Origin of the sequence: Tepidiphilus margaritifer DSM 15129, from assembly GCF_000425565.1 — a bacterium.
GTDB classification, from domain to species: domain Bacteria; phylum Pseudomonadota; class Gammaproteobacteria; order Burkholderiales; family Rhodocyclaceae; genus Tepidiphilus; species Tepidiphilus margaritifer.
The window spans coordinates 156,793-180,621 of the sequence record NZ_AUDR01000013.1; the positions used below are offsets into that span (position 1 = coordinate 156,793).

A 23,829-nucleotide genomic window follows, 5' to 3' on the forward strand; every position below is an offset into this window, starting at 1 on the left:
AATGGTCGTTCACGATGAATACGTTGTAGGGGAGGCGTTTGCAGGGGATTGATCCGCATATTTTGAAATCCGCAGGGACGGGAAAACGGCTGCAATTGGCGGGCTCAGGCACCTTCGTTGAGATTGCTTGGACACCGATGCTGTGGTGTCGGTCAGCGGGAACACCTGGTTCGCGGGTTCGAGAGATCATCTTGCGATCTCAAGCCAACGCTGCCTCCGCGTGAAGCGCGGTGCCCGGCACGCCGACCGTCGTGACTTCCGGTATGTCAAGATCTTTGAGCATGGCCACGTCGAGTGTCGAAATGGTTCGCACTAGACCGGGCGCGAGCGATGTATCCATCAGGTCATTGGGCACATTGACGTGGTAGTACGCCGAACCGGGGCCAGCGCTCGCAGGTGCCAGAGGAACAGGACCACCATAAACCGCTTCGGAATTTTTTCCGACGAAGTACGGTGCGCCATTGATGAATTGCACTTGCTCGTCAAACGCCGTGGCGAGCGTAGCGCTACTGGAAGTACCGAGATAACCCGCAAATCCCATCGCATGCAAGAGTTCGTGCTCGAGCACGGTAGTGAGGTCGTACTGGTTCGCTGCCGGCGCGTGGTTCGGGTCGAGATTCATGCGCGACAAAAGGCTCGTGTTGATCGTCACCGTGGCATCGGGAGAGGCTCCGTTGGGGTCGCTTCCGGTTTGACTCTCGATCTGGAAAATGGTCGATTGAGTGGCGTTGTGCTCGGCGGCAAGTAGCGAACTCGGCGTGCTCACCGTCACTCCTTGGGCTTGCGCGAGAACCGTCCCGTTCAGGGGTTTGCCGGTGAGGAAGAGATCGAGACTGCCTTGGGCATTGAGGTATTTGCCGATGTCGTTGAGCGCCTTGGTGAGGTCGGTTTCGACGGCTTGGGTGTAACTGCCCAGGCTATTGTCGGTGGCAATCGTAAAATGAAAGGTTCCGGTGCCGCCCGATGTCGCCGTGCTTGCGGAAGAGGTCCCCGGCGCGGTGCTCCCTGCCGAGGTGCCGGTCGTGCCCAAGGGGACAAAGCTGCCCGAGGGGATCACATTGCCGTCGATCAGGTATTTCCCGCCGGAGAATGTCAGAGTGTGACTGCTGCCGTCGGCAAAAGAGAGCGTTTCCTGGCGGATGCCCGAGAGTGTCGCCACGGTGTTGCCGCTTGCATCCTGCACGATGACCGACTCGAAACTCTTTTCAAAGCGATAGTCGGTTGCCGCGCCCGGAAGCACGACTTTCCCTGCACCGATGATTTTCTCATTGGTATCCACGGATGAGAGCACCACGGTGTCACTCGCATTGCCTATCACCGTGACGCCGGAATTGGGCAGGGTGTAGGTCTCGTTGCTGGGCATCTGGAGGTTTTTCAACTGGAACTGGTCACCGGATGCCGAGATCGACAGCGTCCCTGAGCCATTTTTGAAGTACAAAGGAATCGAAGCTTGAGCAAGCGCAGAATCATCGATCGTGGCAAGCGTCGTCGTGCCCTGCTTGATGCTCACCGTGGGTCCGGAAAAGGTGAACGTGACGTTCTCGACGAGCGCTCCTCTCAGGTCGAGCGTGCTATTGCTGTCGAGTCCCTTGATCGTCACGTCGTGTTGATTGGGCTGCATGATGATGTTGTCTTTGCCCCCGGACTGGATCGTGATACTGGAGTTGGGGACCACGAAGGGAGTTCGTGCAGGCAGAACGACATTGTCGTAATGTACCGTCCCGTCGGGTAAAAAGCTTACCTGACTGCCGTCTTCGAAGTGCACCTTGGTTCCACTCCCCTGATCGGGCGTATCGGTGAGCGACACCCGATGGGATACAGAGCTGATGACGTCCTTGTTACCGAGCTGACCGACGAGGTAGTCGGTGACCTTCCCTGGAAGATTGATCGTATCGACGCCAGAGATTGTGTCGTTCCAAGCGTTGTTTTGCACCACGACGGTTTCGTTGGCTACCCCGTCACCCTGCACGACCGTATTGGCAGCAGACAAGGTGACCGATTGCCCTGTGCCTACGGTAAGCGTTGTTTTCGTGGAACGGGAAGGCGTGTTTGCCATGATTTACCTCCGCGAGGAAGAAAGCACGTTCGACCTTGCAGGCTATCTCCTCGTGGCTGTCGGCATCCTGACAAATGCGGTTTCAGGCGGCGGCGATCGTCGCGTACGCTTCGATCACTTCCGGCGGAGCCTGGACGAGCTCGATGAGCACGCCTTCGCCGCTCACGGGGAATTCGTCGTTGCCCTTGGGGTGGATGAAGCAGATGTCGTAGCCGGCCGCGCCACGGCGAATGCCGCCGGGGGCGAAGCGCACGCCATGCGCCGAGAGCCACTCGACCGCCTTGGGCAGGTCGTCGACCCACAGCCCGACGTGGTTGAGCGGGGTGGCGTGCACCGCCGGTTTCTTCTCCGGATCGAGCGGCTGCATCAGGTCGACCTCGACCTTGAAGGGGCCTGCACCCAGGGCGACGATGTCTTCATCCACGTTTTCGCGCTCGGAGCGAAAGGTGCCGGTCACCGGCAGGCCGAAGAGCTCGACCCACAGGCGGGCGAGGCGGGTCTTGTCGAGCGCGCCGAGGGCGATTTGCTGAATACCGAGGATGCGGAACGGTCGGGGGGAATCGTTCATGACGGAAACTCTCGAGGAAAGGATGGGCGGGGATTTTACTCCCAGCGCACGGGGGCGGCGAAGAGGTAGCCTGCGCCATAGACCGTCTTGATGAGACGCGGGTCGTGCGGATCGTCGCGCAGTTTGCGCCGTAGCCGGGAGATGCGCACGTCGATGCTGCGATCGTACGATTCGACGGGTCGATTTCCCACGAGACGTTCGCGCGAGAGAATGCGGTTGGGGTGGGCAAGGAAGAGCATCAGCAGCTGCGCCTCGGCGGTGGAGAGCCTCGTGCTGCCTCCTTGCAGATCGGTGAGGGTGTGGCTTGCCGGATCGTAGCGCCAGCCGGCAAAATACGCCGCTCCTCGTTCTTCCTCGGTGGCCGGGGTAGCGGTCTTCTGGTAGCGGCGCAAAATGGAGCGCACGCGGGCCACCAGCTCACGCGGCTCGAAGGGTTTGACGAGATAGTCGTCCGCCCCTAGTTCCAGTCCCAGCACGCGGTCGGCCACGCCTGCGCGGCCGGTGAGGATCAGCACGGCGCAAGGGTGCAGGCGCTGCATCTCGGCGATCAGGGCGAGGCCGTCCATGTCCGGCAGCCCCAGGTCGACGATGGCCAATTCCGGCGTGCGGGTGCGCACGGCCTCCAGCGCGGCCCGGCCGCTCGCGGCCACGTCGCAGGCAAAGCCGAACTCGCTCAGGCTGCGGCAGATGAGACGGGCGACGTCGGGGTCGTCTTCGACGATGAGCAGATGGGCGTCGGGAGCGTTCATCGGGGCATTTCTGCGGCAAGGCGCTGGGCGGCGACGAGCGCCCGGGAAAGTTGGGCCTGGGTGCAGGGTTTGGGCAGGACGAGGTAGCCGTCCACCGGCGGACCCTCGTCGTGGGCATAGCCCGTGACCAGCACGGTAGGCAGTGCCGGCCGTAGCGCGCGGGCGCGGGCGATGAGGCTGCGGCCGTCGAGCTCGCCCGGCATGACGGCATCGGTGACGAGGAGTTCGATTTCCTCGACGTGCTCGAGCAGCTCCAACGCTTCGTGCGCGTTGGCCGCTTCCAGCACGGTGTGTCCCAGCGCCATGAGCTGTTGGCGCAGGACGTGGCGCACCGGCAGTTCGTCTTCCACCAGCAACACCATGCGGGGGGGAGAGGGCGGCGCCTCGGCCTCTTCCTCCGGGTTTGCCCCTCGAACGTCGGCCGCTGCCGGTGCCAAGGGCAGGGCAAAGGAGAAGGTCGTGCCGCGGCCTGGTTCGCTGCGTACTTGGATGTCACCGCCCGACTGGCGCACGAAACCATAGACCATCGCCAGCCCTAATCCACTGCCGCGGCCAAAGGGTTTGGTGGTATAGAACGGCTCGAAGACGCGGGAGAGTTGCTCCTGATTCATGCCACATCCCGTGTCGCTGACGTCGAAGCGGACATAGTCGCCCAGCGGGAGGTCCGAGGTCGATTCTTCGCCGCGGTGCCACGGGCGGACGCGAATCGTGAGGGTGCCGCCGCGCTCGGCCATGGCATCGCGCGCATTCAGGGCGAGATTGAGGAGGGCATTTTCGAGCTGGTGCGCGTCGGCGTAGGCGTGGAGCGGGGTGTCGGGCAGATCGAGCACGATGGCGATGGTCTCCCCCAGGGTACGCTCGAGGATCACGCTCATGGAGCGTACCAGCTCGCGGACTTCGACCGCCTGCGGCGCGAGGGGTTGCGAGCGCGCGAAGGTGAGCAGGCGGCGGATGAGCGCCACGCCTCGGTTACTCGCTGCGAGCGCGGGTTCCAGGTATTCGCGCACGGCGCTGGAGTCGCCGAGATAGCGTTTGAGCCCTTCGAGATTGCCGATGAGGGTGGTGAGGAGGTTATTGAAGTCGTGCGCCAGCCCTCCCGTGAGCTGACCGATCGCCTCCATTTTCTGCGCCTGGATGAGGGCGTTCTGATGCGCCTTCTGTTCGGTGATGTCGATCGAGAGGACGAAGAACCCCACGACCGCGCTGTGCTCGTCATGCTCCGGTACGACGGTGCTGCGGGCATGGACCGGACGGCCCTGGGCATCGTGGCGGGCGTATTCGTAGCTGACGGTCTCACCGGCATGGGCGCGCTCCAGGTGGGCCGCGATCTGGGCATAGGTGTCAGGGCCGGTGATCTCGGCCACGGTGCGCCCGACGATTTCCTCCTGTTCGAGGCCGAACCATCTGGCATAGACCCGGTTGGCGAAACGGTAGCGTTCGTCGGCGTCCAGATAGGCCACCATCGCCGGGATCGAGTCGAGGATGAGCCGCAGCCGAGCTTCGGAGCGGCGCAGGGCTTCGGCGGTCTGGTCGAGCTCACGTTGGGCCGCGCGCAGTTCTTCGTTCGCCTGCGCGAGCGCCGCAGTGCGCTCGGCCACCCGGGCTTCCAGGGTCTGGTTCTGCTCCTCGATCAGCCGCTCGTAGCGGCGCTGCTCGGTGATGTCGGTCCACAGCGACACGAATCCAAGGTTGGGGATGGGCACGCCGCGCACTGCCAGGATGCGGCCGTTGGGGCGTTCGCGTTCGAAGTAGTGCGGCTGGAAGGCGCGCGCGGCCATCACCCGTTCGGCGACCAGACGCTCGATGTCGCCCTCGCCGTATTCGCCGCGTTCGGCGTTGAAACGGGCGAAGGTTTCGAAGGGCGTGCCTTCATGGACGAGGTTTTCGGGGAAATCGAGCAGACGCTGCATGGCCCGATTCCAAGCCACGAGTCTGGGCGTGGCATCGAACACGGCGATCGCCTGGTCGAGCAGGTCGAGACCGGCGAGCAGCAGGTCGAGCCGGCGCCGATCGCCGGGGCCGACAAGGCTCGAAGAGGTAGGCAGTTCCGGCGGGGCGGGGGTACGGGGCATCGCGCGCAAAACCGTGGTGCGTGTTGGGGGTAATCCTACGCCGATCGCTGCGTTTTTGCCAAGCGCCGAGTGGCTACCGGCGGTAGCGGGTGGGATCGGGAACGCCGGCCGCGGCGAACCCTTGGGCTCGCAGTCGGCAGGCATCGCAGCGACCGCAGGCCCGCCCCATTTCGTCCGCCTGGTAGCAGGAAACGGTGAGGGAATAATCCACCCCCAGTTCCAGCCCGCGGCGAATGATCTCGGCCTTCGACAGGTGCATGAGCGGCGCGTGGACCCGAAAACGCGCCCCTTCGACTCCGGCCTTGGTCGCGACGTTGGCCAATGCTTCGAAAGCGGCGATGAATTCCGGCCGGCAGTCGGGGTAGCCGGAATAATCGACGGCATTGACTCCGATGAATAGATCGTAAGCCCCGAGGACCTCGGCCCAGGCGAGCGCCACCGACAAGAGTACCGTGTTGCGCGCCGGCACATAAGTGACGGGAATGCCCTCGGTGGGGACCTCCGGTACGGCGATCGCCTCGTCCGTGAGCGCCGAGCCGCCAAAAACGCCCAGATCCACCCTCGCGATGCGATGTTCGACGGCGCCCAGCGCCCGGGCCACGCGCGCCGCGGCCGCGAGTTCCGCATCGTGCCGTTGGCCGTAGGCCACCGACAGGGCATAGGGACGAAATCCTTCGGCGCGGGCGATCGCAAGCACGGTGCTCGAATCGAGCCCGCCGGAGAGCAGTACTACGGCGTTTCGAGAGGAGACATCCTTCATCGCGGGAATCCTTGTGCAAAGAGGGGGACGCGACGGCGCTTCACTTGCCGCGTGCGTCGCCCCACAGGATCTTGTGCAGTTGCAGCTGGAAGCGCACGGGCAGACGGTCGGCCACGATCCATTCGGCCAGCGTCGAGGGCGGCAGCGATCCGGCCACCGGCGAGAAGAGCACCGTGGCGCGGCGGGCGAGATCGTGTCGCTCCAGAATGTCCTTGGCCCACTCGTAGTCGGCGCGGTCGGCGAGCACGAACTTCACCTCGTCGTGCGCGCGCAAGTGGTCGAGGTTGTCCCACAAGTTCTTGTCGACTTCGCCCGAGCCCGGCGCCTTGAGGTCCATCACGCAGCGCACGCGAGGGTCGAGCCCCGCGATGGAGAGCGCTCCGCTCGTCTCGAGCGAGACGCGATAACCGGCATCGGCCAACAGGGTGAGCAGTTCGCGGCAGGCCGGTTGTGCCAGCGGCTCCCCGCCGGTGACGCAGACCTCGGACAGACCGAAAGCCGCGGCCCGGGCGAGAATTTCGTCGAGCGCGAGGCGTTCGCCGCCGCGAAAGGCGTAGGCCGTGTCGCACCAGTGGCAGCGCAAGGGGCAGCCGGTGAGCCGGACGAAGACGGTGGGCACGCCCACCGTCGTCGATTCCCCTTGCAAGGAGGCAAAGATCTCGCTGACCCGCAGCGACTCCGGTGCCTTCATCGCCCCAGGCGTTGGCGGGCAACCTGACCCGCCGGGGTATTGGGATAGCGCTCGACCAAGCGTTTGAGCATGTCGGTAGCGCCGACCTCGTCGCCCATGCCTTGCAGGGCATTGGCCAGCCCGAGCATGGCATCGGGGGCGAGCTCGTGTTTGGGTGTATCGTAGACCACGCGGGCGAAATGGCGCCGCGCCGTCTCGTACTGTTTGAGTTGCAGCGCCGCCGTGCCCGCCCAGAAATGCGCCGCAGGTACTTGGGCGTCGTTGGGATATTGACGCAGGAAGGTCTCGAAAGCCGCCAGCGCGTTCTTCGGATCTCGCGCCTGCAGCTTGGCGAGCGCCGCCTCGAACTCGGCCTTGGCATTGCCGGCAGGCGCGGTTGCGGAAGCGGTGGGTGTAGCTGGCGGGGTGGCCGCCGGAGCGGTCGCTCCTTGCGCTGGCGCGGAGGCAGCGGCACCGCCGCTACTCAAGGCATTGAGCCGGGCGTCGAGATCGAGGTAGAAATCTTTCTGCCGCTTCTCGAGCTGGTCCAGCTTGTATTGCAACTCCTCGATGCGCCCCGTGAGCCGGCGCACGTCTTCCTGCAGTCGCTCCAGATCGTTACTCTGGGTGAGCTGCGAGCGCGCCATCGTATCGACGCGCTCGCTGAGCGTTTGCACCTGCAGGCGCAGATCGGCGACGCCCTGGCGCGCCTCGTCGTCGGCAAAGAGGGCGAAAGCCGGTCGGCTCAGCACGGCCGCGGCGAGCAGTACCCCCATACGCCAGGAAAAGGGCTTGGGCATCGCACGGGACTCCGTTAGAACTCACCCGAATAGAGGATGTCGGCGCGACGGTTCTTCGCGTAGCATTCCTCGGTTTTCTCGGTGCAGACGGGTTTTTCCTTGCCCAGGCTCACGGCTTCCACCTGGTCTTCACGCGCACCGAAGGTCATGAGGGCATTCTTGACCGCCTCGGCCCGTTTCTGGCCGAGCGCCAGGTTGTATTCGCGGCTGCCGCGTTCGTCGGCATTACCCTGAATCAGGACCTTGAGGTCGGGATTCTGCGCGAGGAATCGGCCATGGGCCTGCACCAGCGATTGGAACTCGGGTTTGACGACGTAGCTGTCGAAGTCGAAGTAGATGCTGCGTTTGGACAGCGGGCTATTGGGGTCATGCAGCGCGGCGAGCGCCTGGCTGCGAGAGCTCGGCGGGGTGACCGTTTTCACGGCGCCGGCGTTGCGGTCTTCGACCTTGCCCGCCCCTTCCTCGACCGAGCCGGTGGAGGAACAGGCGGAGAGGATGAGTCCGAGGCAGAGGACGGCAGGGGTGATGAGTTTCTTCATGTTCATTTGGTTCATGTTCCTGTGCAAAGTGGGTGGGATGGAGATGAGCACACATCGGCCTCAGCGCGGCAGCGGCCCCCAGGCCGGCTCCCGTACGTCGGCTCCCTCGGCCGAGAGGCGAAGACGAACTTTGCCATCGGTCGAGACGGCGAAGAGGGTCCCTCGTCCGCCGGATTCTGAAGCATAGACGATCATGCGTCCGTTGGGCGCGAACGAAGGCGATTCGTCGCGCGTGGAATCGGAAAGGATGATCTGCTGGCGCGTTTGCAGGTCGAGCAGGGCCACCTGATAACGACCCTGGTTGCGCGTGACGAAGGCGAGGAGCTTGCCGTCGGGCGAAATGTCGGGGCTGACGTTGTATTCCCCTTCGAAGGTGACGCGCTCGGCTGCACCGCCGCTCGCCGGCATGCGATAGATTTGGGGCGAGCCGCCGCGGTCGGACGTGAAGTAAATATAGCGACCGTCGGGCGAGAAGACCGGTTCGGTGTCGATGGCGTTGCTGCGTGACAGGCGTACCGGCGCGCCGCCGGAGACCGGGACGAGGTATATCTGGGAGATGCCGTCGCGCGTGAGCGCAAGGGCGATACTCTGCCCATCGGGGGAGAAAGCCGGTGCCGAGTTCGAGCCTTTGAAGTTTGCCACGACACGACGCTGACCAGTGGCGAGCTCATGGACATAGACCACCGGTTTCTTCGCCTCGAACGAGACGTAGGCGACCTTGGTGCCGTCCGGGCTCCAAGCCGGCGAAATGATCGGCTCCTGCGAGATGAGCGCCGGCACGGAGTTGCTGCCGTCGGCCTCGCTGATGCGCAATTCGTAGCGGCTACCTTGCTTCACGACATAGGCGAGCCGCGAGGCGAAATAACCGGGCACGCCGGTGAGCTTTTCATAGACGAAATCGGCGATGCGGTGCGCGGTGGCCCGGGTTTGCGAGGGCGTGAAGCGGTAGAGGATGCCGCCGAGGTCGGCCTGGCGCCGCGTGTCGAACACGCGTACCCGGACTTCGTATTGACCGGTCCCGATCGCCGTGGCGGTGCCGGCGAGCACGGCATCGGCGCCGCGCGAGGCGAGATTGGCGTAATCGGGGATCTGATCCTCGGGCAGCCTCATGAGCCCGACGTCGACTAGCTGGAAGATGCCGCTCTTGGCGAGATCTTGGCTCACGATTTGGGAGATGGGCGTGGGCAGCGCTTCTTCACCGGCCAGGTAGGGAATGGCCACGGGGATGAGGCGACCACCGGCGCCGGTGATCTCGACGGTGAGCTGGGCTCGCACGGGAAGCGCAGCCAAGGCGGCGAGCGCCACCATGAAGGGAAGAAACCGATGGAAGGCTCGATGGGCGAGGCCGTGCATCGTGATCACGCTGCTGGTGGTGGAAAACCTGAAGTTTTGCACAAAATTCCTTTGATGGCAACGCATTCGGTAACTCATTGCGCGAGGGGTCGAAGCTTGAGGGTGAGGGTGCGCTCGAAGAGCCGTTTGTCTTCGGGCAAAGGCAGAGGACTGGAGCGCCGGATCGCGCGCTCGAGCGCGGCGTCGAGCGCCGGATTTCCGGAGGATTGGACGAGGCGCACATTGACTACCTCACCTGTCGGCAGTTGGTCGACGATGAATACCGCTTCCGGGTTCCCTTGTACGCCGGGGGGGACGACGATGTTGCCGCGGACCTTGGCGCGGATCTGGTCGATGTAGGTGGCGCGGGCCTGCTCGGATGGGCCGCTGGGCGCGCCGCCGGCCGCAGGGGCAGAAGCGCTGCTCGGCGTCTTTGCCGGCGAGGCGGGGGTGGTGGTCTGTTGCCGCAGGCGTGCTTCGGCGAGCTTGGTGAAATCGTCCAGGGGCAGCGGCTCCTTCTTCGGCTCGGGTTTTTTCGGCTCAGGTTTGGGGGGCTCTTTTTCCGGTTTGGGCGGTTCTTTCTTCGGCTCTTCCTTGGGCGGTTCTTTCTTGGGTTCAGGTTTTTTCATCTCTTCCTTGAGCGCGATGTCGGGTTTCTCCGGCGCGGAGGGTTTGGGCTCGGCTTTGGGCGGCTCGGGCTTGGGCGGAGGCGCTGGTTTGGGCGGTTCCGGTTTGGGTTCGGGTTTCGGTTCCGGCTGCAGTTTGGGGGGTTCCGGCCGGGGTTCGGGTTTGGGTGGAGTGGGTTCCGGTTTGGGCTCGGGCTTGGGCGCCGGCTGCGGGCCGGGCGCCGGCTCCGGATTTTTGGCGAGCTGCGTGTGGGCGGCTTGGGGCGCGGCCACGAGGTCGACGAGCAAGGGCGAGGGTTCGCCGACCTTCCATTGCACCGAAAAGGCAATGAAGGCAAGGAGCAGCACGTGCATGCCCACCGCGAGCACCGCGGCGAGCAGCTTGCCACGCTCGGGACGGCGTGGCGGACGCACGGGCGAGCGGAGGAGAGGTTCTGCCATCGGAAGCCTCAGGGCGCGGTGGCGCCACCCGCCGGAGATTTGCGCGTACTGCTCGTCTGCAGGCTGATGCGGGTGTAGCCTTCGTTGCGCAGGCGATCGAGCGTGTCCATGATCTTTTCGTAGGTGGCACGCCGGTCACCGGCCACGACCACGGCGAGGTTCGGATCTTTCGCCTTGAGCGCCTGCAGCTCGCGCAGCAGCGTGAGCGCATCGACGTTCTTCTCGGGTGCGGCGGGGTTGGACTTGAGCGCGAGACTGCCATCGGCATGCACGATCACGATCGCCGCTTCCGACGGCGGCGAAGGCAGATTGCCCACCGTGGGCAGCTCGACGTTGCCCAATTGGATCATGGGGGCGGTGACCATGAAGATCACCAGGAGTACCAGCATCACGTCGATGTAGGGCACGACGTTCATCTGGTTCATCAACTTGCGTTTGGCCATGGGGATGCCTCCGGCATCAGCGCAGCTGCCGTTGCAGCAGGTTCGTCAGCTCTTCCATGAAGGTCTCGATACGCACCGACAGGCGCTCGATGTCGTGGGTGAAGTGGTTGTAGGCCACGGCCGCGGGAATGGCGGCGAACAGGCCGATCGCCGTGGCGATGAGCGCCTCGGCAATGCCGGGAGCGACGTGCGACAGCGTGGCCGAGGTCATGTTCGCCAGGCCGCGGAAGGAGTTCATGATCCCCCAGACGGTACCGAGCAAGCCGATGTAGGGCGCCACCGACCCGGTGGACGCAAGAAAGGCCAGATGCGCTTCCAGTTCGTCCATTTCGCGCTGGTAGGCGGCGCGCATGGCGCGGCGCACACTCTCGAGCGCGGCCGTCGGGTCGAGAGAGCGGCTGCGTTGGCGCAGGAATTCACGCCAGGCGGCGAGGAAGACGAGCTCCATGGGGCCGGCGTGCTGCAGGCGCGACTCGGTGAGCCGGGCGAGCGTTTCCAGGTCGCTGCCCTGCCAGAAGCTCGCCTCGAAGGCGTCGGTGCGCCGGCGCGCGTCGCGGATTTGGAAGATCTTGCGGAAGATCCAGTACCACGACATGACCGACAGGAGCGCCAGGATCAGCATGATGAGCTGGACCGGCACGCTCGCCTGCAGGACCAAATGGGTAAACGACAAATCGGAGGTGACGTTCATGGTCGGCGAAAGGAAGGGGGTCAGGAAAGGGAGAGCCGTGCACGCACGGCAGCGGGGAGGGCGACGGGGCGCCCGCGCTGCAGATCGACGCAGGCCACGGTGACTTCGGCGTCGAAAATCGCCAGATCGCCGCGCAGCAGGCGTTGGGCAAAGACGACGGTGGTGCGGGTGAGGGCGAGGACACGTGTCTCCAGCCGCAGCAGGTCGTCGAGCCGCGCCGGATGCCGGTAATGCGCCTGCAGCCGATGGACGACGAACCCCACGCCGTATTCCTGCATCAACACGCTTTGCGCAAAACCCAGACCGCGCAGCAGCTCGGTGCGACCACGCTCGCAAAAGCGAAGATAATTGGCATAATAGACGAGACCGGCGCAATCGGTGTCCTCGTAATAGACGCGGAGCTCGATCGCGTGAGGCTCGGCAGGGGCGGTGGCGTCCATGGCGGGGCCATTATAGCGCATCCGTTCCCGAGTTCGAGTCGTCGAGACGTCGGGATTTGGGGTAGACTGGCAAACACCCATACGATGGGGAGTGTGGTGATGGAACAGGAGCACGAGCCCGAGGATCCGTTCGCTTTCGAGGAGGATGCATTGGCGGCCACGGCGCTCGCCGTCGAGGATCTCTTCCTGGGGCGAGACCCGGTGCAAGAAGCGGCCATGTACTGGGCTCGGGGCGACGAAGAGACGGCCATCGCCACGCTCGATCAATTCCTTGCCGACAACGCCGCGCCGAAAGAGGCTTGGTGGGTATTGTTCGACATGCTGCGTGCGCGCGGCGATCGAAGGCGCTTCGAGGAGGCGGCGCTCGCCTATGCGCTGCGTTTCGGATGTTCCCCGCCGGCGCTCGCCCCCGCACACGAGCAGGCGAAGGCGGGCCCTCCTCTGTTGCTGCTGCCGGAGCGGCTCGATGTCGCAGCGATGTCTGCGCTACAGGACAAGGCGCTGCGGTTGGCCAAGGTCAGTGGCGCTCTGCGCCTCGATGCCTCGCGCTTAAGAGTGGTCGAACCGGGCGGAGCGGCGCTCTTTCTCGCCCTGCTCAAGAAACTCATCGACAAAGGGGTGCGGTTTCAGTGGCGCCGCCTCGACCTTGCTTTGGGTGCGATCGAACGGGCGCGGGCCGCTGAAGCGGACGACCGAGCGCTGTGGGAGTTGGAAATCGTTTGGCGCACCGCTGCCGGTCAAGGAGAGCAGGCCGAGGCGCTGGTGCTCTCTTTTGCCGAGACCTTCGAGGCGATCCCCCCGGTATGGATGTCCGAGCCGGAGCGTGTCGGCTGTGAGACGACTGCGTCTGAAGGGAAAGTGGCACGAGAGAGCGAGCCGGCACGCGAAGATTTGATACTGGAAGGAGACCTCGACGAGCGTACCATCGGCGAAGTCGTCCAGGAAATCCTGGCTTTCGCCCGCGATCACGAGGTAATCTCTATCGACTGCGAAGCGCTGCGCCGAGTCGATTTCGTCGCCGCCGGTATGCTCTACAACGCCTTCGCAGCCCTCAAAGGGCAGGGCAAGCAGGTGATCCTGCGTAACGTCAGCCAAGTGGTGAATGCCCTCTTCGAGGTGCTCAGCATGGGGCAGGTCGCCACGATCCAAACAAAAATTTATTGAAAGAAGCAAAGGAGTTACATGGAATCCTATCACGGCACCACGATCCTGTCGGTGCGCCGCGGTAGCGCGGTGGCGCTGGGCGGCGACGGCCAGGTGACCCTAGGCAACGTGGTCGTCAAGGCCACGGCGCGTAAAGTGCGCACGCTCTATCACGGCAAAATTCTCGCAGGGTTTGCCGGGGCCACGGCCGATGCCTTCACACTCTTCGAGCGTTTCGAGGCCAAGCTCGAGAAGCATCAGGGCCACCTGCTGCGCGCCGCGGTCGAGCTCGCCAAGGATTGGCGCACCGACCGCATGCTGCGCCGGCTGGAGGCCATGCTCGCCGTGGCCGACCGCGAGCATTCCCTCATCCTCACCGGCAACGGCGACGTCCTGGAGCCCGAAGAGGGAGTCGTCGCCATCGGTTCGGGCGGGGCCTATGCCCAGGCCGCAGCTCAGGCGCTATTGCGTCACACCCAGCTGCCGCCGCGAGAAATCGTCGCCGAATCCTTGCGCATCGCCGGCGATCTGTGCATTTATACCAATCAAAACCACGTCATCGAGGTGCTGGAATGACGCCGCTCACCTGCCGCGAGATCGTCTCGGAACTCGACAAATACATCGTCGGTCAGCACGAGGCCAAGCGCGCCGTGGCCGTGGCGCTGCGGAACCGCTGGCGCCGCGCCCAGGTGCCCGAGCCCCTGCGCCACGAGATCACGCCCAAGAACATCCTCATGATCGGCCCCACCGGCGTGGGCAAGACCGAGATCGCGCGGCGGCTCGCGCGGCTTGCCAATGCGCCTTTCATCAAGATCGAGGCGACGAAATTCACCGAGGTCGGCTACGTGGGGCGCGACGTCGACACCATCATCCGCGATCTGGCCGAGATCGCCATGAAAGAGGCCAAGGAACGGGCCATGCGCCGGGTGCGCGACCGGGCGCGCGACGCGGCCGAGGATCGCATTCTCGATGTGTTGCTGCCGCCGGCGCGTTCCTTCGGCGAGGAGCCGGTGCCGGCCGAGAGCGCCACGCGGCAGAAATTCCGCAAAATGCTACGCGAAGGCCAGCTCGACGAGAAAGAGATCGAGATCGAGGTCGTCTCGCCCGCCGTGCGCGCCGAGATCTTCGGCCCGCCAGGCATGGAAGAGCTCACGCAGCAGCTGCAGGGGCTGTTCCAGTCGTTGGGTAGCGGCAAGCGGCGCACGCGCAAGATGCGGGTGCGCGAGGCGATGGAGGTGCTCACCGAGGAAGAGGCGGCCAAACTCGTCGATGACGAGGAGCTCAAGCAGGAGGCGCTGCAGGCGGTGGAGCAGAACGGCATCGTCTTTCTCGACGAGATCGACAAGATCGCCGCGCGTCAGGAGACGGCCGGCGCCGACGTCTCGCGCCAGGGGGTGCAGCGCGACCTGCTGCCGCTGGTGGAAGGCACCACCGTGGCCACCAAGTACGGCATGGTGCGCACCGACCACATCCTCTTCATCGCCTCGGGCGCGTTCCACCTGAGCAAGCCGAGCGATCTCATTCCCGAGCTGCAAGGCCGCTTTCCCATTCGGGTCGAGCTCGACAGCCTCACGGTAGACGACTTCGTGCGCATCCTCACCGAGACGGAAGCAAGCCTGGTGGAGCAGTACCGGGCGCTGTTGGCCACCGACGGGGTGGAACTCGAATTCGCCCCCGACGGCGTGCGGCGGCTCGCCGAGATCGCCTGGGCGGTAAACGAGCGCGTCGAGAACATCGGCGCGCGGCGCCTGTACACCGTGATGGAAAAACTCCTCGAAGAAGTCTCCTTCCGCGCCGGCGGCGAGCCGCTGCCGCGCGTGGTGATCGATGCGGCCTACGTCGATGGGCGGCTGGCCGATCTGGCCGGCGACGAGGATCTGGCACGCTACGTGCTTTGAGTCATGGCCGTGCTCGCACAACGCATCGTCGAGATCCTCTTTCCACTCTTCGCCTTGGTGGCGCTGGGCTACGTCGTCGGCAAGCGCCATCGTCCCGAGCTCTCGGGGGCGAATCGGCTCAACATGGACGTCTTCACGCCGGCGCTCGTCTTCGCCGCGCTCGCCGGCCGGCACGTCGATGTCGTCGCCTACCTGCCGCTCGTGCTCGCCGCCGCGGTGCTCGTGCTCGGCTCGGGAGCGTTCGGCTGGTGGCTCGCGCATCGTCTGGGGGAGGATCCGCGCACGCTCGCGCCGCCGATGATGTTCAACAACAGCGGCAACCTCGGTCTGCCGCTCGCGGTGCTCGCCTTCGGCGAAGCGGCCCTGCCGCCGATGGTCGTGCTCTTCATCGTCAGCAACCTCCTGCACTTCAGCCTGGGCGTATGGCTGCTCGATCGCCGTGCCCGCCTCATCCACCTCTGGCGCGTGCCCACGGTGCTCGCCGCCGTCGCCGGGCTCGCCGTAGGCGCGGCTGGCTGGACGGTCTGGCCGCCGCTGCTCACCACCATCAAGATGCTGGGCGACATCTCCATTCCGCTCATGCTCTTCGGGCTCGGCGTGCGTCTGGCCGAGACGCCCATCCGCGCCTGGCGCTTGGGCGCGATCATCGCCGTGGCCCGCCCCCTCGCGGGCATGACGCTCGCCGCGGCGATGATCGGTCTCTACCGAGTGATCGGGGGTGCCTGGCGCCTCGAGCCGCTCGAAGCGGCCCTGCTCGTGATCTTCGGTGCGCTGCCGCCGGCGGTGCTCAATTATCTCTTCGCCGAACGCTACGGGCAGGAACCGGACAAAGTCGCTTCCATCGTGCTGGTGGGCAACCTCGCCTCGGTGGTGTTTCTGCCGCTGGCGCTGGCGGCGGTGCTTTGAGCTTGCTTTACACGATCAGTGGATGCGGGGCCGTGGTGGCGAAGGCGTGCGCCAGGATGCGGTAGAGGTCGGCGTCGAACCGGCGTGGGCGCTCGAGCGCGGCGGTAAGTTCTTCAAGGGTGGGGTCGTGGTCGAAGCGCGCGAGCAAGCACCAGCGGTCGGCGATGAGGGTCATGCGGCGCTCGCGCTCGGGGTCGTGTTCGGAGAGCCGTACCGGGCCGGCATAAGGCCAGGGGGCCGGTGGGAGGGTGGCGAGCGCAGCGCGCAGGCGCGCGTCGTGCACTTCGGGCGGTTCCTTGCCGGCGCAGGCGCCGAGACATTGCTTCAGTTGATGGGCGAGGCAAGGGCCGCGGCGCAGGGGTTCCAGCCCCAGGCGCTGGGGGCAGAGAGCGTGGGTGCGGGCGATCTGGCGCAGGGCTTTTTCGGCGTGCTTGCGGTCGGGAAAAAGGCCATGGGCACGGCCGAGCCAGTCGGCCGGATCGGTGCCGGCAAGGCTGCGGTAGCCGACCACGGGGCCGCGCGGCTTGGGTTCGGGGAGCAGCTCGATCGCCCAGGCGCCGCGTTCGCGCAGCTGCCGGTTGTAGAGGGGTTTGAGCTGTTTGACGAGCTCGGATTCGAGCAGTAGCGCTTCGAGCTCGCCGGCGGTCTCGAGCCAGTCGAGGCGGCGGATCTGGCGGGCGATCTCGGCTTCCGTGCCGTGGTGCTGCGCCTGGGAGAAGTGGTCGAGCACGCGGCTGCGCAGGCGTTTGCTCTTGCCGAGGTAGAGCGGCAGGTCGTTTTCCCCGTACATGAGGTAGACGCCGGGCACGTCCGGCAGGGATTCGAGCACGCCATCGGCGAGCCCCGGCGGGCGGCTGGGCCATTGCATGGCCTTGCGTTTGGCAAGGAGCAAGGTTTCCGGAGGAAATTCGCGCTGCACGAGGTCGAGGAATTGGGCGAGCACTTCGGCGTCGCCCATGGCGCGGTGGCGGGCGCTGCAGCTGAGGCCGTGGCGCTCGATCAGGCTATCGAGACCGTGTTTGTGGTATTGCGGGTAGAGGGCGCGCGAGAGCTTGACGGTGCACAGCACCGGGGATTCGAAGGCGAGCCCACAGCGGCGGAAGGCTTGGCGCAGGAATCCGTAGTCGAAGCGGGCGTTGTGGGCGACGAGCACGGCGTCGGCGAGCCGCGGCAGGAGCTCGGGGGCGAGCACCTCGAAGGGGGGCGCGTCGGCGACCATGGCGTTGGTGATGCCCACGAGTCGCTCGATGAGGGGCGGGATGGGGACGTCGGGGCGCACGAGGCTTTGCCAGCGCTCGACGAGACGGCCGCCCTCGAAGCGCAGCAGCGCGATCTCGGTGATGCGGTCGCGCTCGAGGTGCGCGCCGGTGGTTTCCAGGTCGAGGAGGACGTAGCGCTCGGCAAGCGGGGTGGCGGTCGCGACGTCTTCGGGCATGAGTTCAGGCGTGATGGGCGGAGTCGGCGTCGTAGTAGTACGGATACGTTGGAACCTCGGCGCGGCGGAATTGTTCCGTGAGTTCGGGATCCTGCGGTTTGTCCCACCACAGCGCCCGGCCCTTGCGGCGCTCTTCGAGCTGTTCGGGGTGCTTGGCGAGCCAGTCGCGGATGAACTTGGTGTGTTCGGATTCGTACATGGGGGTTCTCCTCGTAGAACGCGCTATGAAAGCGCACGGCGCCAGGTGGTGCCGCTCGCGGTGTCTTCGATCTGGATGCCGGCGCGCTTGAGCTCGTCGCGGATGGCATCGGCCCGGGCGAAGTCGCGGGCGCGGCGGGCGGCGGCGCGCTCGGCGATCAGTGCTTCGATGCGTTCTTCGCTGAGCGTTTCTTCCCCTTGGGCAGGCAGGCGCCGACGCCAGGACTGCGGCGTGTCGGTGAGTAGCCCCAGGAGCTCGGCGGCGGCGAGGAATTCCCGCTTGCGCTCGGGGGTCGGGGCTTTGCGCAGCAGCGCGGCGGTTTCGTGCAAAAGCGCCAGCGCCTGGGGGGTGTTGAGGTCGTCGGCGAGCGCGGCGACGAACTCGGGCGCGGCGCCGAGCCCGTGCGGCAGCGCATCAGGGGTGAGCGCGGCGCGCCGCTCGGGGGAGAGCTCCAGGCGCTCGGCCGCGGCCTGGGGGTCGATCGGGGCGGAGGGAACGGATTCGGTGAGCGCGAGGGTGGTGTAGAGCCGGTCGAGCGCGTGCAGCGATTGTTCCAGCAGCTCGGGGGTGAAGTCGAGCGGTTTGCGGTAGTGGCCGGAGAGGAGCGCATAGCGCAAGACTTCGCCGGGAGTGTGCGCGAGGAGTTCGCGCACGGTGCGGAAGTTGCCCAAAGACTTGGACATCTTCTCGCCGTGGATCGTGAGGTAGCCGTTGTGCACCCAGTAGCGGGCGTAGATGTGCCCGCCGTGGGCGCAGGTGCCCTGGGCGATCTCGTTTTCATGGTGGGGGAAGATGAGGTCCTGCCCGCCGCCGTGGATGTCGATGGTCTCGCCCAGGTGGGTCTCGATCATGGCGGTGCATTCGATGTGCCAGCCGGGGCGGCCGCGGCCCCAGGGGCTGTCCCAGCCGGGGAGTTCGGGCGGGGAGGGTTTCCACAGCACGAAGTCGGCTGGGTCGCGCTTGTAGGGGGCGGGTTCGATGCGCGCGCCGGCGATGAGTTCCTCGCGCTTGCGTTTGGAGAGGATGCCGTAGTGGGGGTCGGACGGGACGTGGAAGAGCACGTGCCCTTCGGCGACGTAGGCGTGGCCCCGCGCGATGAGCCGCTCGATGAGGGCGATGATCTGGGGGATGTGGTCGGTGGCGTAGGGCTCGACGGTGGGCGGCAGCGCGTTGAGCCGGGCGATGTCTTCGTGGAAGGCACGCGCGTAGCGTTCGGCCAGTTCCCGGATGGGCACGCCTTCGGCTTGGGCCGCGGCGTTGATCTTGTCGTCGATGTCGGTGATGTTGCGGGCGTAGACGACCTGGGGGTAGAAGAGCCGCAGCAGGCGGAAGAGGGTGTCGAAGACGACCACCGGCCGGGCGTTGCCGATGTGGATGTAGTTATAGACCGTGGGGCCGCAGACGTACATCGTCACCCGAGCGGGGTCGAGCGGCTCGAAACGGCGCTTGTCTTGCGTGAGCGTGTCGTGCAGGAATAGCTCCAACGGTCTCTCCGGCGGTGGTCGGAAACGAAAGGGGGCGGTGGCTCAGCCGCCTTGCAGTTTTTCCAGGCGCTCGTGCCGTTCCTGCGCTTCGAGACAGAGGGTGGCGGTGGGGCGGGCGAGCAGGCGTCTGATGCCGATCGGTTCGCCGGTTTCTTCGCACCAGCCGTAGGTGCCTTTCTCGATGCGTTCGAGCGCCTCGTCGATCTTCTTCATGAGCTTGCGTTCGCGGTCGCGCACGCGCAGCTCGAGCGCCTGCTCTTCCTCGATGGTGGCGCGGTCGGTCCAGTCGGGCGTGACCTCGTTCTCCTGCTGGAGGGATTGCGTGGTCTCGGCGGCTTTTTCCAGCAGCTTGCGCTTTTCTTCGAGCAGGAGATGCTTGAAAAACTTGAGCTGGCGCGGCGACATGTATTCCTCTTCGGGCATGGCCAGCAGCTCCTCCACCGTGGGGATGTCGTCGTCTTCGAGGGTTTCTTGCGTCATGTTGGTCGTATTCATCGTTCCTCTCCGGTGTGCCTCGGGTCGAATCGGGCGTGCGCGATTGTAATGGGCTTGGCGCTGCTTGGGAAGGGTGGCGCGGTTCAGGGTTCGGCTCGGGGGATGCTTCCTTGGGCGTCGAAGCCGCGTTGCAGGCGCACGACTTCGGGCACGCGACGGATCGCCCGCATGATGCGGGCGAGGTGGATGCGGTCGGCGACTTGCAGGGTGAAGGAGATGGCGAGATACAGTCCCTGGTGGGCTTCCATCTGCACGGCGAGGATGTGTCCGTGCTCGGAGGCGATGGCGGCGGTGATGCGCGCGAGCATGCCGACGGCGTCGCGGGCGAGCACGCGCAGGCCCACTTCGAAGCGGGTGGTTTCGGGGCGGTCGGGATCCCAGTCGACGTCGATCCAGCGCCGTTCGCCGCCCTGGCGGCGCAGCCGGGGGCAGTCGTGGCGGTGGATTTCCAGCCCGTGCCCCTTGCTGAGGAGGCCGACGATGGGGTCGCCGGGCAGCGGGTGGCAGCAGCGGGCGAAGACGACGGCCTGGCCTTCGTCGCCGCGGATGAGGACGGGGCCGGCGGCGCGCGGTTTGAGCACGCCGGGGCGGCCGGATTCGAGGTCTTGCGCGTGGGTGAGCTCTTCGGCGATCTGCGCCGGGTTGAGGTGCCCTAGGCCGATGTCTTCGAGGAGTTGCTTTTTGCTGCGGCCGGTGTGCTGGCGCAAGAGGCGATCCCAGGCGAAGACGCTGATCTGCCCCAGCGTGAGGCCGCGCGGGCGCAGGGCCTGGTCGAGCATGCGCTCGCCGAGCGAGATGGCCTGTTCGTTTTTCTGGTGGCGCAGGAAGTGACGGATCTCGGCGCGGGCCTTGGCGGTGCGCACGTAGTTGAGCCAGGCGGGGTTGGGGCTGGGGTAGGAGGAGGTGATGATTTCGACCCGGTCACCGTTGGCGAGCTCGGTGCGCAGCGGCATGAGTTCGCCGTTGATGCGGCAGGCAATGCAGCGGTGACCGACGTCGGTGTGGATGGCGTAGGCGAAGTCGACGGGGGTGGCGCCGCGCGGCAGGGCGAAGATCTCGCCGCGAGGGGAGAAGACGAAAACTTCGTCGGGGTAGAGATCGATCTTGAAGCTTTCGAGGAAGTCGCGTGCTTCGGGGTCGTTCGATTGCAGCTGCACGAGCGATTGCAGCCAGGCGTGGGTCTGGCGCTCGAAGGCGTCGACGCGCTCGCCGGCGTCTTTGTAGATCCAGTGGGCGGCCACGCCGTCTTCGGCGAGTCGATGCTGCATCTGGGTGCGCACCTGGATTTCGACGGGAATGCCCTGCGGGCCGATGACGGTGGTGTGCAGCGACTGGTAGCCGTTGGGTTTGGGGAGCGCGAGATAATCCTTGAACTTGCCGGGCACCGGCTTGAAGGCGGCGTGCAGCGCGCCGATGGCGAGGTAGCAGCTTTTTTCGTCGGGCACGACGATGCGAAAGCCGAAGAGGTCGAGCACCTGCTCGAAGCGCAGGTGCTTGGTGCGCATCTTCTGGTAGATGGAGTAGAGATGTTTGCGCCGACTGCTGATGTGGGCTTCCACACCCCAGACGATGAGCTGGCGTTCGATGAGGGTACGGATCTTGTCGAGGAGTTCGTCACGCGCCCCGAGCGCGGCTTCGACGGCGTGCGCGAGCACGGCATGGCGCCAAGGGTGGCGGTGCTGGAAGGCGAGGTCTTGGAGTTCGCGAAAGAGGGTGTTGAGCCCGAGCCGGTTGGCGATGGGGGCGTAGATCTCGAGGGTTTCCTGCGCGATGCGGCGGCGCTTGGCCGGGGCGACGGCACCCAGCGTGCGCATGTTGTGCGTGCGGTCGGCCAACTTGATGAGGATGACGCGTAGGTCGCGCGCCATGGCGAGCAGCATCTTGCGGAAGTTTTCCGCCTGGTTGTCTTCGAGGCTTTGGCTCTCGAGCCGTTCGATCTTGGTGAGGCCGTCGACGAGCTCGGCCGCCACCGGGCCAAAGCGGTGCGCGAGTTCGCTCTTGCGAATGTGCGCGTCTTCCATCACGTCGTGCAGGAGCGCGGCGGCGATGGCGGCGGCGTCGAGCTTCCAGTCGGCGACGATGGAGGCGACGGCGATGGGGTGGGTGATGTAGGGTTCGCCGCTCGCCCGCTTCTGGCCTTGGTGCGACCAGGCGGCGAAGCGGGCGGCGTCGTCGATGCGCTCGACCTCCTCCGGGGGAAGGTAGCCGAGGAGCTTGTCGCGCAGGGCGCCGTAGCTCTCGGGGAGCTCGACGTGGACGAAAGGTGCTTCCGCCGAGGAGGCTGCGAGGGGAGGGCAGAGGGTCTCGGCGGCGGGCATGGGGCTTAGCTCTGGGCGCGGTCGAGGATGTCGCGGCCGACTTTGCCCGCGGCGATCTCGCGCAGTGCGATGACGGTGGGTTTATCGCGTTCGCGTCCGCGATCGAGCGGAACGAGCGGTTCGGCGCCGATGGCGAGCTGGCGCGCGCGGGCGGCGGCGGCAAGCGTCATCTCGAAGCGGTTGGGGATGTTTTTGAGGCAGTCTTCGACGGTGATGCGGGCCATGGGGTCATTCCTGTAGGAGTTGGGCGAAATAGGCGGCGTGGCGGCGCTTTTGCACCGGCAGCCGCAGGCGCGCGGCGCGCACGACGGCGGTGAGCTCGTCGATGGCGCGCTCGAGCCGATCGTTGATTATAACGTAGTCGAATTCTTCGACATGGCGCATCTCTTCGCGGGCCGCGGCCAGACGCCGGGCGATGGTGGCTTCGCTGTCGGTGCCGCGATGGCGCAGCCGGGCCTCCAGCGTGTCGATCGAAGGCGGCAGGATGAAGACACTCACGGCCTGCGGGAAGATCCGGCGCACCTGCCGTGCGCCTTGCCAATCGATTTCCAGCAGCACGTCGCGGTCTTGCTGCAGTTGGGCTTCGATCCACGTGCGAGAGGTGCCATAGTAATTTCCATGGACTTCGGCCCATTCGAGAAGTTCGCCGCCATCGCGCAGGCGCAGGAATTCTTCTTTGCCGACGAAACGGTAGTCGCGCCCGTCGATTTCGCCCGGGCGGGGCGGACGGGTGGTGTAGGAGACGGAGAGCGCAAGCCCCGGCTCGCGTTCGAGCACGGCATGCACGAGGGTGGTCTTGCCGGCACCGGAGGGGGCGGTGACGATGTAGAGGGTGCCGAGGGGCTGCTCGTTCATTCGAGGTTCTGCACTTGTTCGCGGATTTGTTCGATGAGCACTTTCATCTCGAGCGCGAGGCGCGACAGCGCCAGGCTGCCAGCCTTGGAGGCGAGGGTGTTGGCTTCGCGGTTGAATTCCTGCAGCAGGAAGTCGAGCCGTTTGCCGACGGGGCCGCCGCGGGCGAGCGTGCGTTCGAGCTCTTGGAGGTGGGAGGAGAGGCGGTCGAGCTCTTCGGCGACGTCGAGGCGCTGGGCGACGAGGGCGACTTCCTGCTCCACGCGCTGGGGATCGGGCGTCTGGCCCAGGGCGGCGAGGGCATCGAGGAGCTTTTGCCGTTGCGCTTCGACGGCTTCGGGGGCGAGCGCGCGGGCGCGCTCGACGAGCTCGGCGATGGCCGTGGCCCGTTCACGGATGGCGGCGGCGAGCGCCTCGCCCTCGCGGGCGCGGTGCGCAAGGAGTTCGGCGAGCGCTGTCTCGAGCAGCTCAAGCAGGCGCCGCTGCGTTTCCTCGGGGTCGAGCTCGGGTTCGCGCACCACACCGGGCCAGCGCAGGATCTCGCCCGCCGTGAGGGAGGCCGCTTCGGGGAGGAAGCGATGGATCTCGGTCTGGGTGAGGGCGAGCGCCTGCAGGGCGGTGGAATCGAGCGTGAGCGCCGCTTGCACGGGCGCGCTTTGTACGTCGAGCCGGCATTCGACCTTGCCGCGACCGAGCGTTTTTTGCAGGCGTTCGCGCAGCAGCGGCTCGAAGGATCGCCAGTCTTCGGGGAGGCGGAAATAGAGATCGAGGAATCGGCCGTTGACGCTGCGCAGTTCGAGGCGCACGAGCCGGGGGCCGATTTGGGCTTGCGCACTGGCAAACCCCGTCATACTGTGTATCATTGAGTCATTCCACGCTTCGTCCGAGGCGGTTTATCATACCCGGTCAGAC

The 23,829-nt window shown here is 65.8% G+C and carries 25 protein-coding genes; 4 read left to right on the forward strand and 21 right to left on the reverse strand.

Annotation, left to right across the window (positions count from 1 at the left end; all coding sequences use genetic code 11):
• Positions 1–199: 199 nt before the first annotated feature.
• The 13 genes from H607_RS0101555 to ybgC form a co-directional block, all read right to left on the reverse strand.
• A complete protein-coding gene (locus H607_RS0101555) occupies positions 200–2,056 on the reverse strand; it encodes a hypothetical protein (RefSeq protein ID WP_157381255.1) in 1,857 nt (618 codons plus the stop codon).
• An 82-nt stretch (positions 2,057–2,138) separates the two neighbouring features.
• Positions 2,139–2,624 (reverse strand): VOC family protein, encoded by a 486-nt coding sequence (locus H607_RS0101560; RefSeq protein ID WP_028873974.1) that lies wholly within the window; start codon positions 2,622–2,624, stop codon positions 2,139–2,141.
• A gap of 35 nt (positions 2,625–2,659) precedes the next feature.
• Positions 2,660–3,373, reverse strand: coding sequence for a response regulator transcription factor (locus tag H607_RS0101565; protein WP_028873975.1), 714 nt, complete (start codon positions 3,371–3,373; stop codon positions 2,660–2,662).
• Positions 3,370–5,445, reverse strand: a complete 2,076-nt coding sequence (locus H607_RS11215; RefSeq protein ID WP_037989216.1) for a PAS-domain containing protein — start codon at positions 5,443–5,445, stop codon at positions 3,370–3,372. The genes H607_RS0101565 and H607_RS11215 overlap by 4 nt, the downstream gene beginning before the upstream one ends.
• 73 nt (positions 5,446–5,518) lie before the next feature.
• Positions 5,519–6,205 (reverse strand): 7-cyano-7-deazaguanine synthase QueC, encoded by a 687-nt coding sequence (queC, locus tag H607_RS0101575; RefSeq protein ID WP_028873976.1) that lies wholly within the window; start codon positions 6,203–6,205, stop codon positions 5,519–5,521.
• Positions 6,206–6,245: 40 nt separating this feature from the next.
• Complete coding sequence (queE, locus tag H607_RS0101580; RefSeq protein ID WP_028873977.1) at positions 6,246–6,896, reverse strand: 7-carboxy-7-deazaguanine synthase QueE; 651 nt, start codon at positions 6,894–6,896, stop codon at positions 6,246–6,248.
• Positions 6,893–7,675 (reverse strand): tol-pal system protein YbgF, encoded by a 783-nt coding sequence (gene ybgF / locus H607_RS0101585; protein WP_051240548.1) that lies wholly within the window; start codon positions 7,673–7,675, stop codon positions 6,893–6,895. Before ybgF ends, queE begins: the two co-directional genes overlap by 4 nt.
• Positions 7,676–7,689: 14 nt before the next feature.
• Positions 7,690–8,214: a peptidoglycan-associated lipoprotein Pal gene (gene pal, locus H607_RS0101590; RefSeq protein ID WP_028873979.1), complete on the reverse strand. Its 525-nt coding sequence runs from the start codon at positions 8,212–8,214 to the stop codon at positions 7,690–7,692.
• A 60-nt stretch (positions 8,215–8,274) separates the two neighbouring features.
• A complete protein-coding gene (gene tolB, locus H607_RS0101595) occupies positions 8,275–9,567 on the reverse strand; it encodes a Tol-Pal system beta propeller repeat protein TolB (protein ID WP_083961888.1) in 1,293 nt (430 codons plus the stop codon).
• Between the two features lie 74 nt (positions 9,568–9,641).
• Positions 9,642–10,613, reverse strand: coding sequence for an energy transducer TonB (locus H607_RS0101600; RefSeq protein WP_037989218.1), 972 nt, complete (start codon positions 10,611–10,613; stop codon positions 9,642–9,644).
• A gap of 8 nt (positions 10,614–10,621) precedes the next feature.
• Positions 10,622–11,056 carry an ExbD/TolR family protein gene (locus tag H607_RS0101605; protein ID WP_028873982.1) on the reverse strand — a complete coding sequence of 145 codons (435 nt, stop codon included), beginning with the start codon at positions 11,054–11,056 and terminating at the stop codon, positions 10,622–10,624.
• A 16-nt stretch (positions 11,057–11,072) separates the two neighbouring features.
• Positions 11,073–11,747 (reverse strand): protein TolQ, encoded by a 675-nt coding sequence (gene tolQ, locus H607_RS0101610; RefSeq protein WP_028873983.1) that lies wholly within the window; start codon positions 11,745–11,747, stop codon positions 11,073–11,075.
• 20 nt (positions 11,748–11,767) lie between these two features.
• Positions 11,768–12,208 (reverse strand): tol-pal system-associated acyl-CoA thioesterase, encoded by a 441-nt coding sequence (ybgC, locus tag H607_RS0101615; protein ID WP_051240549.1) that lies wholly within the window; start codon positions 12,206–12,208, stop codon positions 11,768–11,770.
• Positions 12,209–12,286: 78 nt separating this feature from the next.
• Between ybgC and H607_RS0101620 the strand changes: the two genes are divergently transcribed.
• Genes H607_RS0101620 through H607_RS0101635 form a run of 4 tightly spaced genes read left to right on the forward strand, consistent with a single transcriptional unit; the run spans position 12,287 to position 16,134 of the window.
• Positions 12,287–13,351, forward strand: a complete 1,065-nt coding sequence (locus H607_RS0101620; RefSeq protein WP_028873985.1) for an STAS domain-containing protein — start codon at positions 12,287–12,289, stop codon at positions 13,349–13,351.
• Positions 13,352–13,369: 18 nt separating this feature from the next.
• Positions 13,370–13,906, forward strand: a complete 537-nt coding sequence (gene hslV / locus H607_RS0101625; protein WP_028873986.1) for an ATP-dependent protease subunit HslV — start codon at positions 13,370–13,372, stop codon at positions 13,904–13,906.
• Positions 13,903–15,228, forward strand: coding sequence for an ATP-dependent protease ATPase subunit HslU (hslU, locus tag H607_RS0101630; protein WP_028873987.1), 1,326 nt, complete (start codon positions 13,903–13,905; stop codon positions 15,226–15,228). The genes hslV and hslU overlap by 4 nt, the downstream gene beginning before the upstream one ends.
• Before the next feature lie 3 nt (positions 15,229–15,231).
• Positions 15,232–16,134 (forward strand): AEC family transporter, encoded by a 903-nt coding sequence (locus H607_RS0101635; RefSeq protein WP_028873988.1) that lies wholly within the window; start codon positions 15,232–15,234, stop codon positions 16,132–16,134.
• 7 nt (positions 16,135–16,141) lie between these two features.
• On the opposite strand, the gene H607_RS0101640 is transcribed toward H607_RS0101635, so the two are convergent.
• The 8 genes from H607_RS0101640 to H607_RS0101675 all read right to left on the reverse strand — a co-directional run bounded on the left by H607_RS0101640 (position 16,142) and on the right by H607_RS0101675 (position 23,780).
• A complete protein-coding gene (locus tag H607_RS0101640) occupies positions 16,142–17,569 on the reverse strand; it encodes an exonuclease domain-containing protein (RefSeq protein WP_051240550.1) in 1,428 nt (475 codons plus the stop codon).
• A gap of 4 nt (positions 17,570–17,573) precedes the next feature.
• The gene (locus H607_RS0101645) at positions 17,574–17,768 is read right to left on the reverse strand and encodes a DUF3460 family protein (protein ID WP_037989220.1); all 195 of its coding nucleotides are present in this window, start codon (positions 17,766–17,768) and stop codon (positions 17,574–17,576) included.
• Positions 17,769–17,791: 23 nt separating this feature from the next.
• The gene (gene cysS / locus H607_RS0101650; RefSeq protein ID WP_028873991.1) at positions 17,792–19,252 is read right to left on the reverse strand and encodes a cysteine--tRNA ligase; all 1,461 of its coding nucleotides are present in this window, start codon (positions 19,250–19,252) and stop codon (positions 17,792–17,794) included.
• Positions 19,253–19,294: 42 nt separating this feature from the next.
• A complete protein-coding gene (dksA, locus tag H607_RS0101655; protein WP_028873992.1) occupies positions 19,295–19,747 on the reverse strand; it encodes an RNA polymerase-binding protein DksA in 453 nt (150 codons plus the stop codon).
• An 83-nt stretch (positions 19,748–19,830) separates the two neighbouring features.
• Positions 19,831–22,065 (reverse strand): RelA/SpoT family protein, encoded by a 2,235-nt coding sequence (locus H607_RS11220; RefSeq protein WP_051240551.1) that lies wholly within the window; start codon positions 22,063–22,065, stop codon positions 19,831–19,833.
• Between the two features lie 5 nt (positions 22,066–22,070).
• Entirely contained in the window at positions 22,071–22,289 is a 219-nt protein-coding gene (gene rpoZ, locus H607_RS0101665; RefSeq protein WP_028873993.1) for a DNA-directed RNA polymerase subunit omega, read from the reverse strand.
• A 4-nt stretch (positions 22,290–22,293) separates the two neighbouring features.
• Positions 22,294–22,920, reverse strand: a complete 627-nt coding sequence (gene gmk / locus H607_RS0101670; RefSeq protein ID WP_028873994.1) for a guanylate kinase — start codon at positions 22,918–22,920, stop codon at positions 22,294–22,296.
• The gene (locus H607_RS0101675; RefSeq protein WP_028873995.1) at positions 22,917–23,780 is read right to left on the reverse strand and encodes a YicC/YloC family endoribonuclease; all 864 of its coding nucleotides are present in this window, start codon (positions 23,778–23,780) and stop codon (positions 22,917–22,919) included. The genes gmk and H607_RS0101675 overlap by 4 nt, the downstream gene beginning before the upstream one ends.
• Positions 23,781–23,829 lie beyond the last annotated feature (49 nt).

Excerpts from the sequence above, each read along its gene's own strand:
- H607_RS0101555 (WP_157381255.1), bottom strand. The coding sequence starts at position 2,056 with ATGGCAAACACGCCTTCCCGTTCCACGAAAACAACGCTTACCGTAGGC.
- H607_RS0101560 (WP_028873974.1), bottom strand. The coding sequence starts at position 2,624 with ATGAACGATTCCCCCCGACCGTTCCGCATCCTCGGTATTCAGCAAATC.
- H607_RS0101565 (WP_028873975.1), bottom strand. The coding sequence starts at position 3,373 with ATGAACGCTCCCGACGCCCATCTGCTCATCGTCGAAGACGACCCCGAC.
- H607_RS11215 (WP_037989216.1), bottom strand. The coding sequence starts at position 5,445 with ATGCCCCGTACCCCCGCCCCGCCGGAACTGCCTACCTCTTCGAGCCTT.
- queC (WP_028873976.1), bottom strand. The coding sequence starts at position 6,205 with ATGAAGGATGTCTCCTCTCGAAACGCCGTAGTACTGCTCTCCGGCGGG.
- queE (WP_028873977.1), bottom strand. The coding sequence starts at position 6,896 with ATGAAGGCACCGGAGTCGCTGCGGGTCAGCGAGATCTTTGCCTCCTTG.
- ybgF (WP_051240548.1), bottom strand. The coding sequence starts at position 7,675 with ATGCCCAAGCCCTTTTCCTGGCGTATGGGGGTACTGCTCGCCGCGGCC.
- pal (WP_028873979.1), bottom strand. The coding sequence starts at position 8,214 with ATGAAGAAACTCATCACCCCTGCCGTCCTCTGCCTCGGACTCATCCTC.
- tolB (WP_083961888.1), bottom strand. The coding sequence starts at position 9,567 with ATGCACGGCCTCGCCCATCGAGCCTTCCATCGGTTTCTTCCCTTCATG.
- H607_RS0101600 (WP_037989218.1), bottom strand. The coding sequence starts at position 10,613 with ATGGCAGAACCTCTCCTCCGCTCGCCCGTGCGTCCGCCACGCCGTCCC.
- H607_RS0101605 (WP_028873982.1), bottom strand. The coding sequence starts at position 11,056 with ATGGCCAAACGCAAGTTGATGAACCAGATGAACGTCGTGCCCTACATC.
- tolQ (WP_028873983.1), bottom strand. The coding sequence starts at position 11,747 with ATGAACGTCACCTCCGATTTGTCGTTTACCCATTTGGTCCTGCAGGCG.
- ybgC (WP_051240549.1), bottom strand. The coding sequence starts at position 12,208 with ATGCGCTATAATGGCCCCGCCATGGACGCCACCGCCCCTGCCGAGCCT.
- H607_RS0101620 (WP_028873985.1), top strand. The coding sequence starts at position 12,287 with ATGGAACAGGAGCACGAGCCCGAGGATCCGTTCGCTTTCGAGGAGGAT.
- hslV (WP_028873986.1), top strand. The coding sequence starts at position 13,370 with ATGGAATCCTATCACGGCACCACGATCCTGTCGGTGCGCCGCGGTAGC.
- hslU (WP_028873987.1), top strand. The coding sequence starts at position 13,903 with ATGACGCCGCTCACCTGCCGCGAGATCGTCTCGGAACTCGACAAATAC.
- H607_RS0101635 (WP_028873988.1), top strand. The coding sequence starts at position 15,232 with ATGGCCGTGCTCGCACAACGCATCGTCGAGATCCTCTTTCCACTCTTC.
- H607_RS0101640 (WP_051240550.1), bottom strand. The coding sequence starts at position 17,569 with ATGCCCGAAGACGTCGCGACCGCCACCCCGCTTGCCGAGCGCTACGTC.
- H607_RS0101645 (WP_037989220.1), bottom strand. The coding sequence starts at position 17,768 with ATGTACGAATCCGAACACACCAAGTTCATCCGCGACTGGCTCGCCAAG.
- dksA (WP_028873992.1), bottom strand. The coding sequence starts at position 19,747 with ATGAATACGACCAACATGACGCAAGAAACCCTCGAAGACGACGACATC.
- H607_RS11220 (WP_051240551.1), bottom strand. The coding sequence starts at position 22,065 with ATGCCCGCCGCCGAGACCCTCTGCCCTCCCCTCGCAGCCTCCTCGGCG.
- rpoZ (WP_028873993.1), bottom strand. The coding sequence starts at position 22,289 with ATGGCCCGCATCACCGTCGAAGACTGCCTCAAAAACATCCCCAACCGC.
- gmk (WP_028873994.1), bottom strand. The coding sequence starts at position 22,920 with ATGAACGAGCAGCCCCTCGGCACCCTCTACATCGTCACCGCCCCCTCC.
- H607_RS0101675 (WP_028873995.1), bottom strand. The coding sequence starts at position 23,780 with ATGATACACAGTATGACGGGGTTTGCCAGTGCGCAAGCCCAAATCGGC.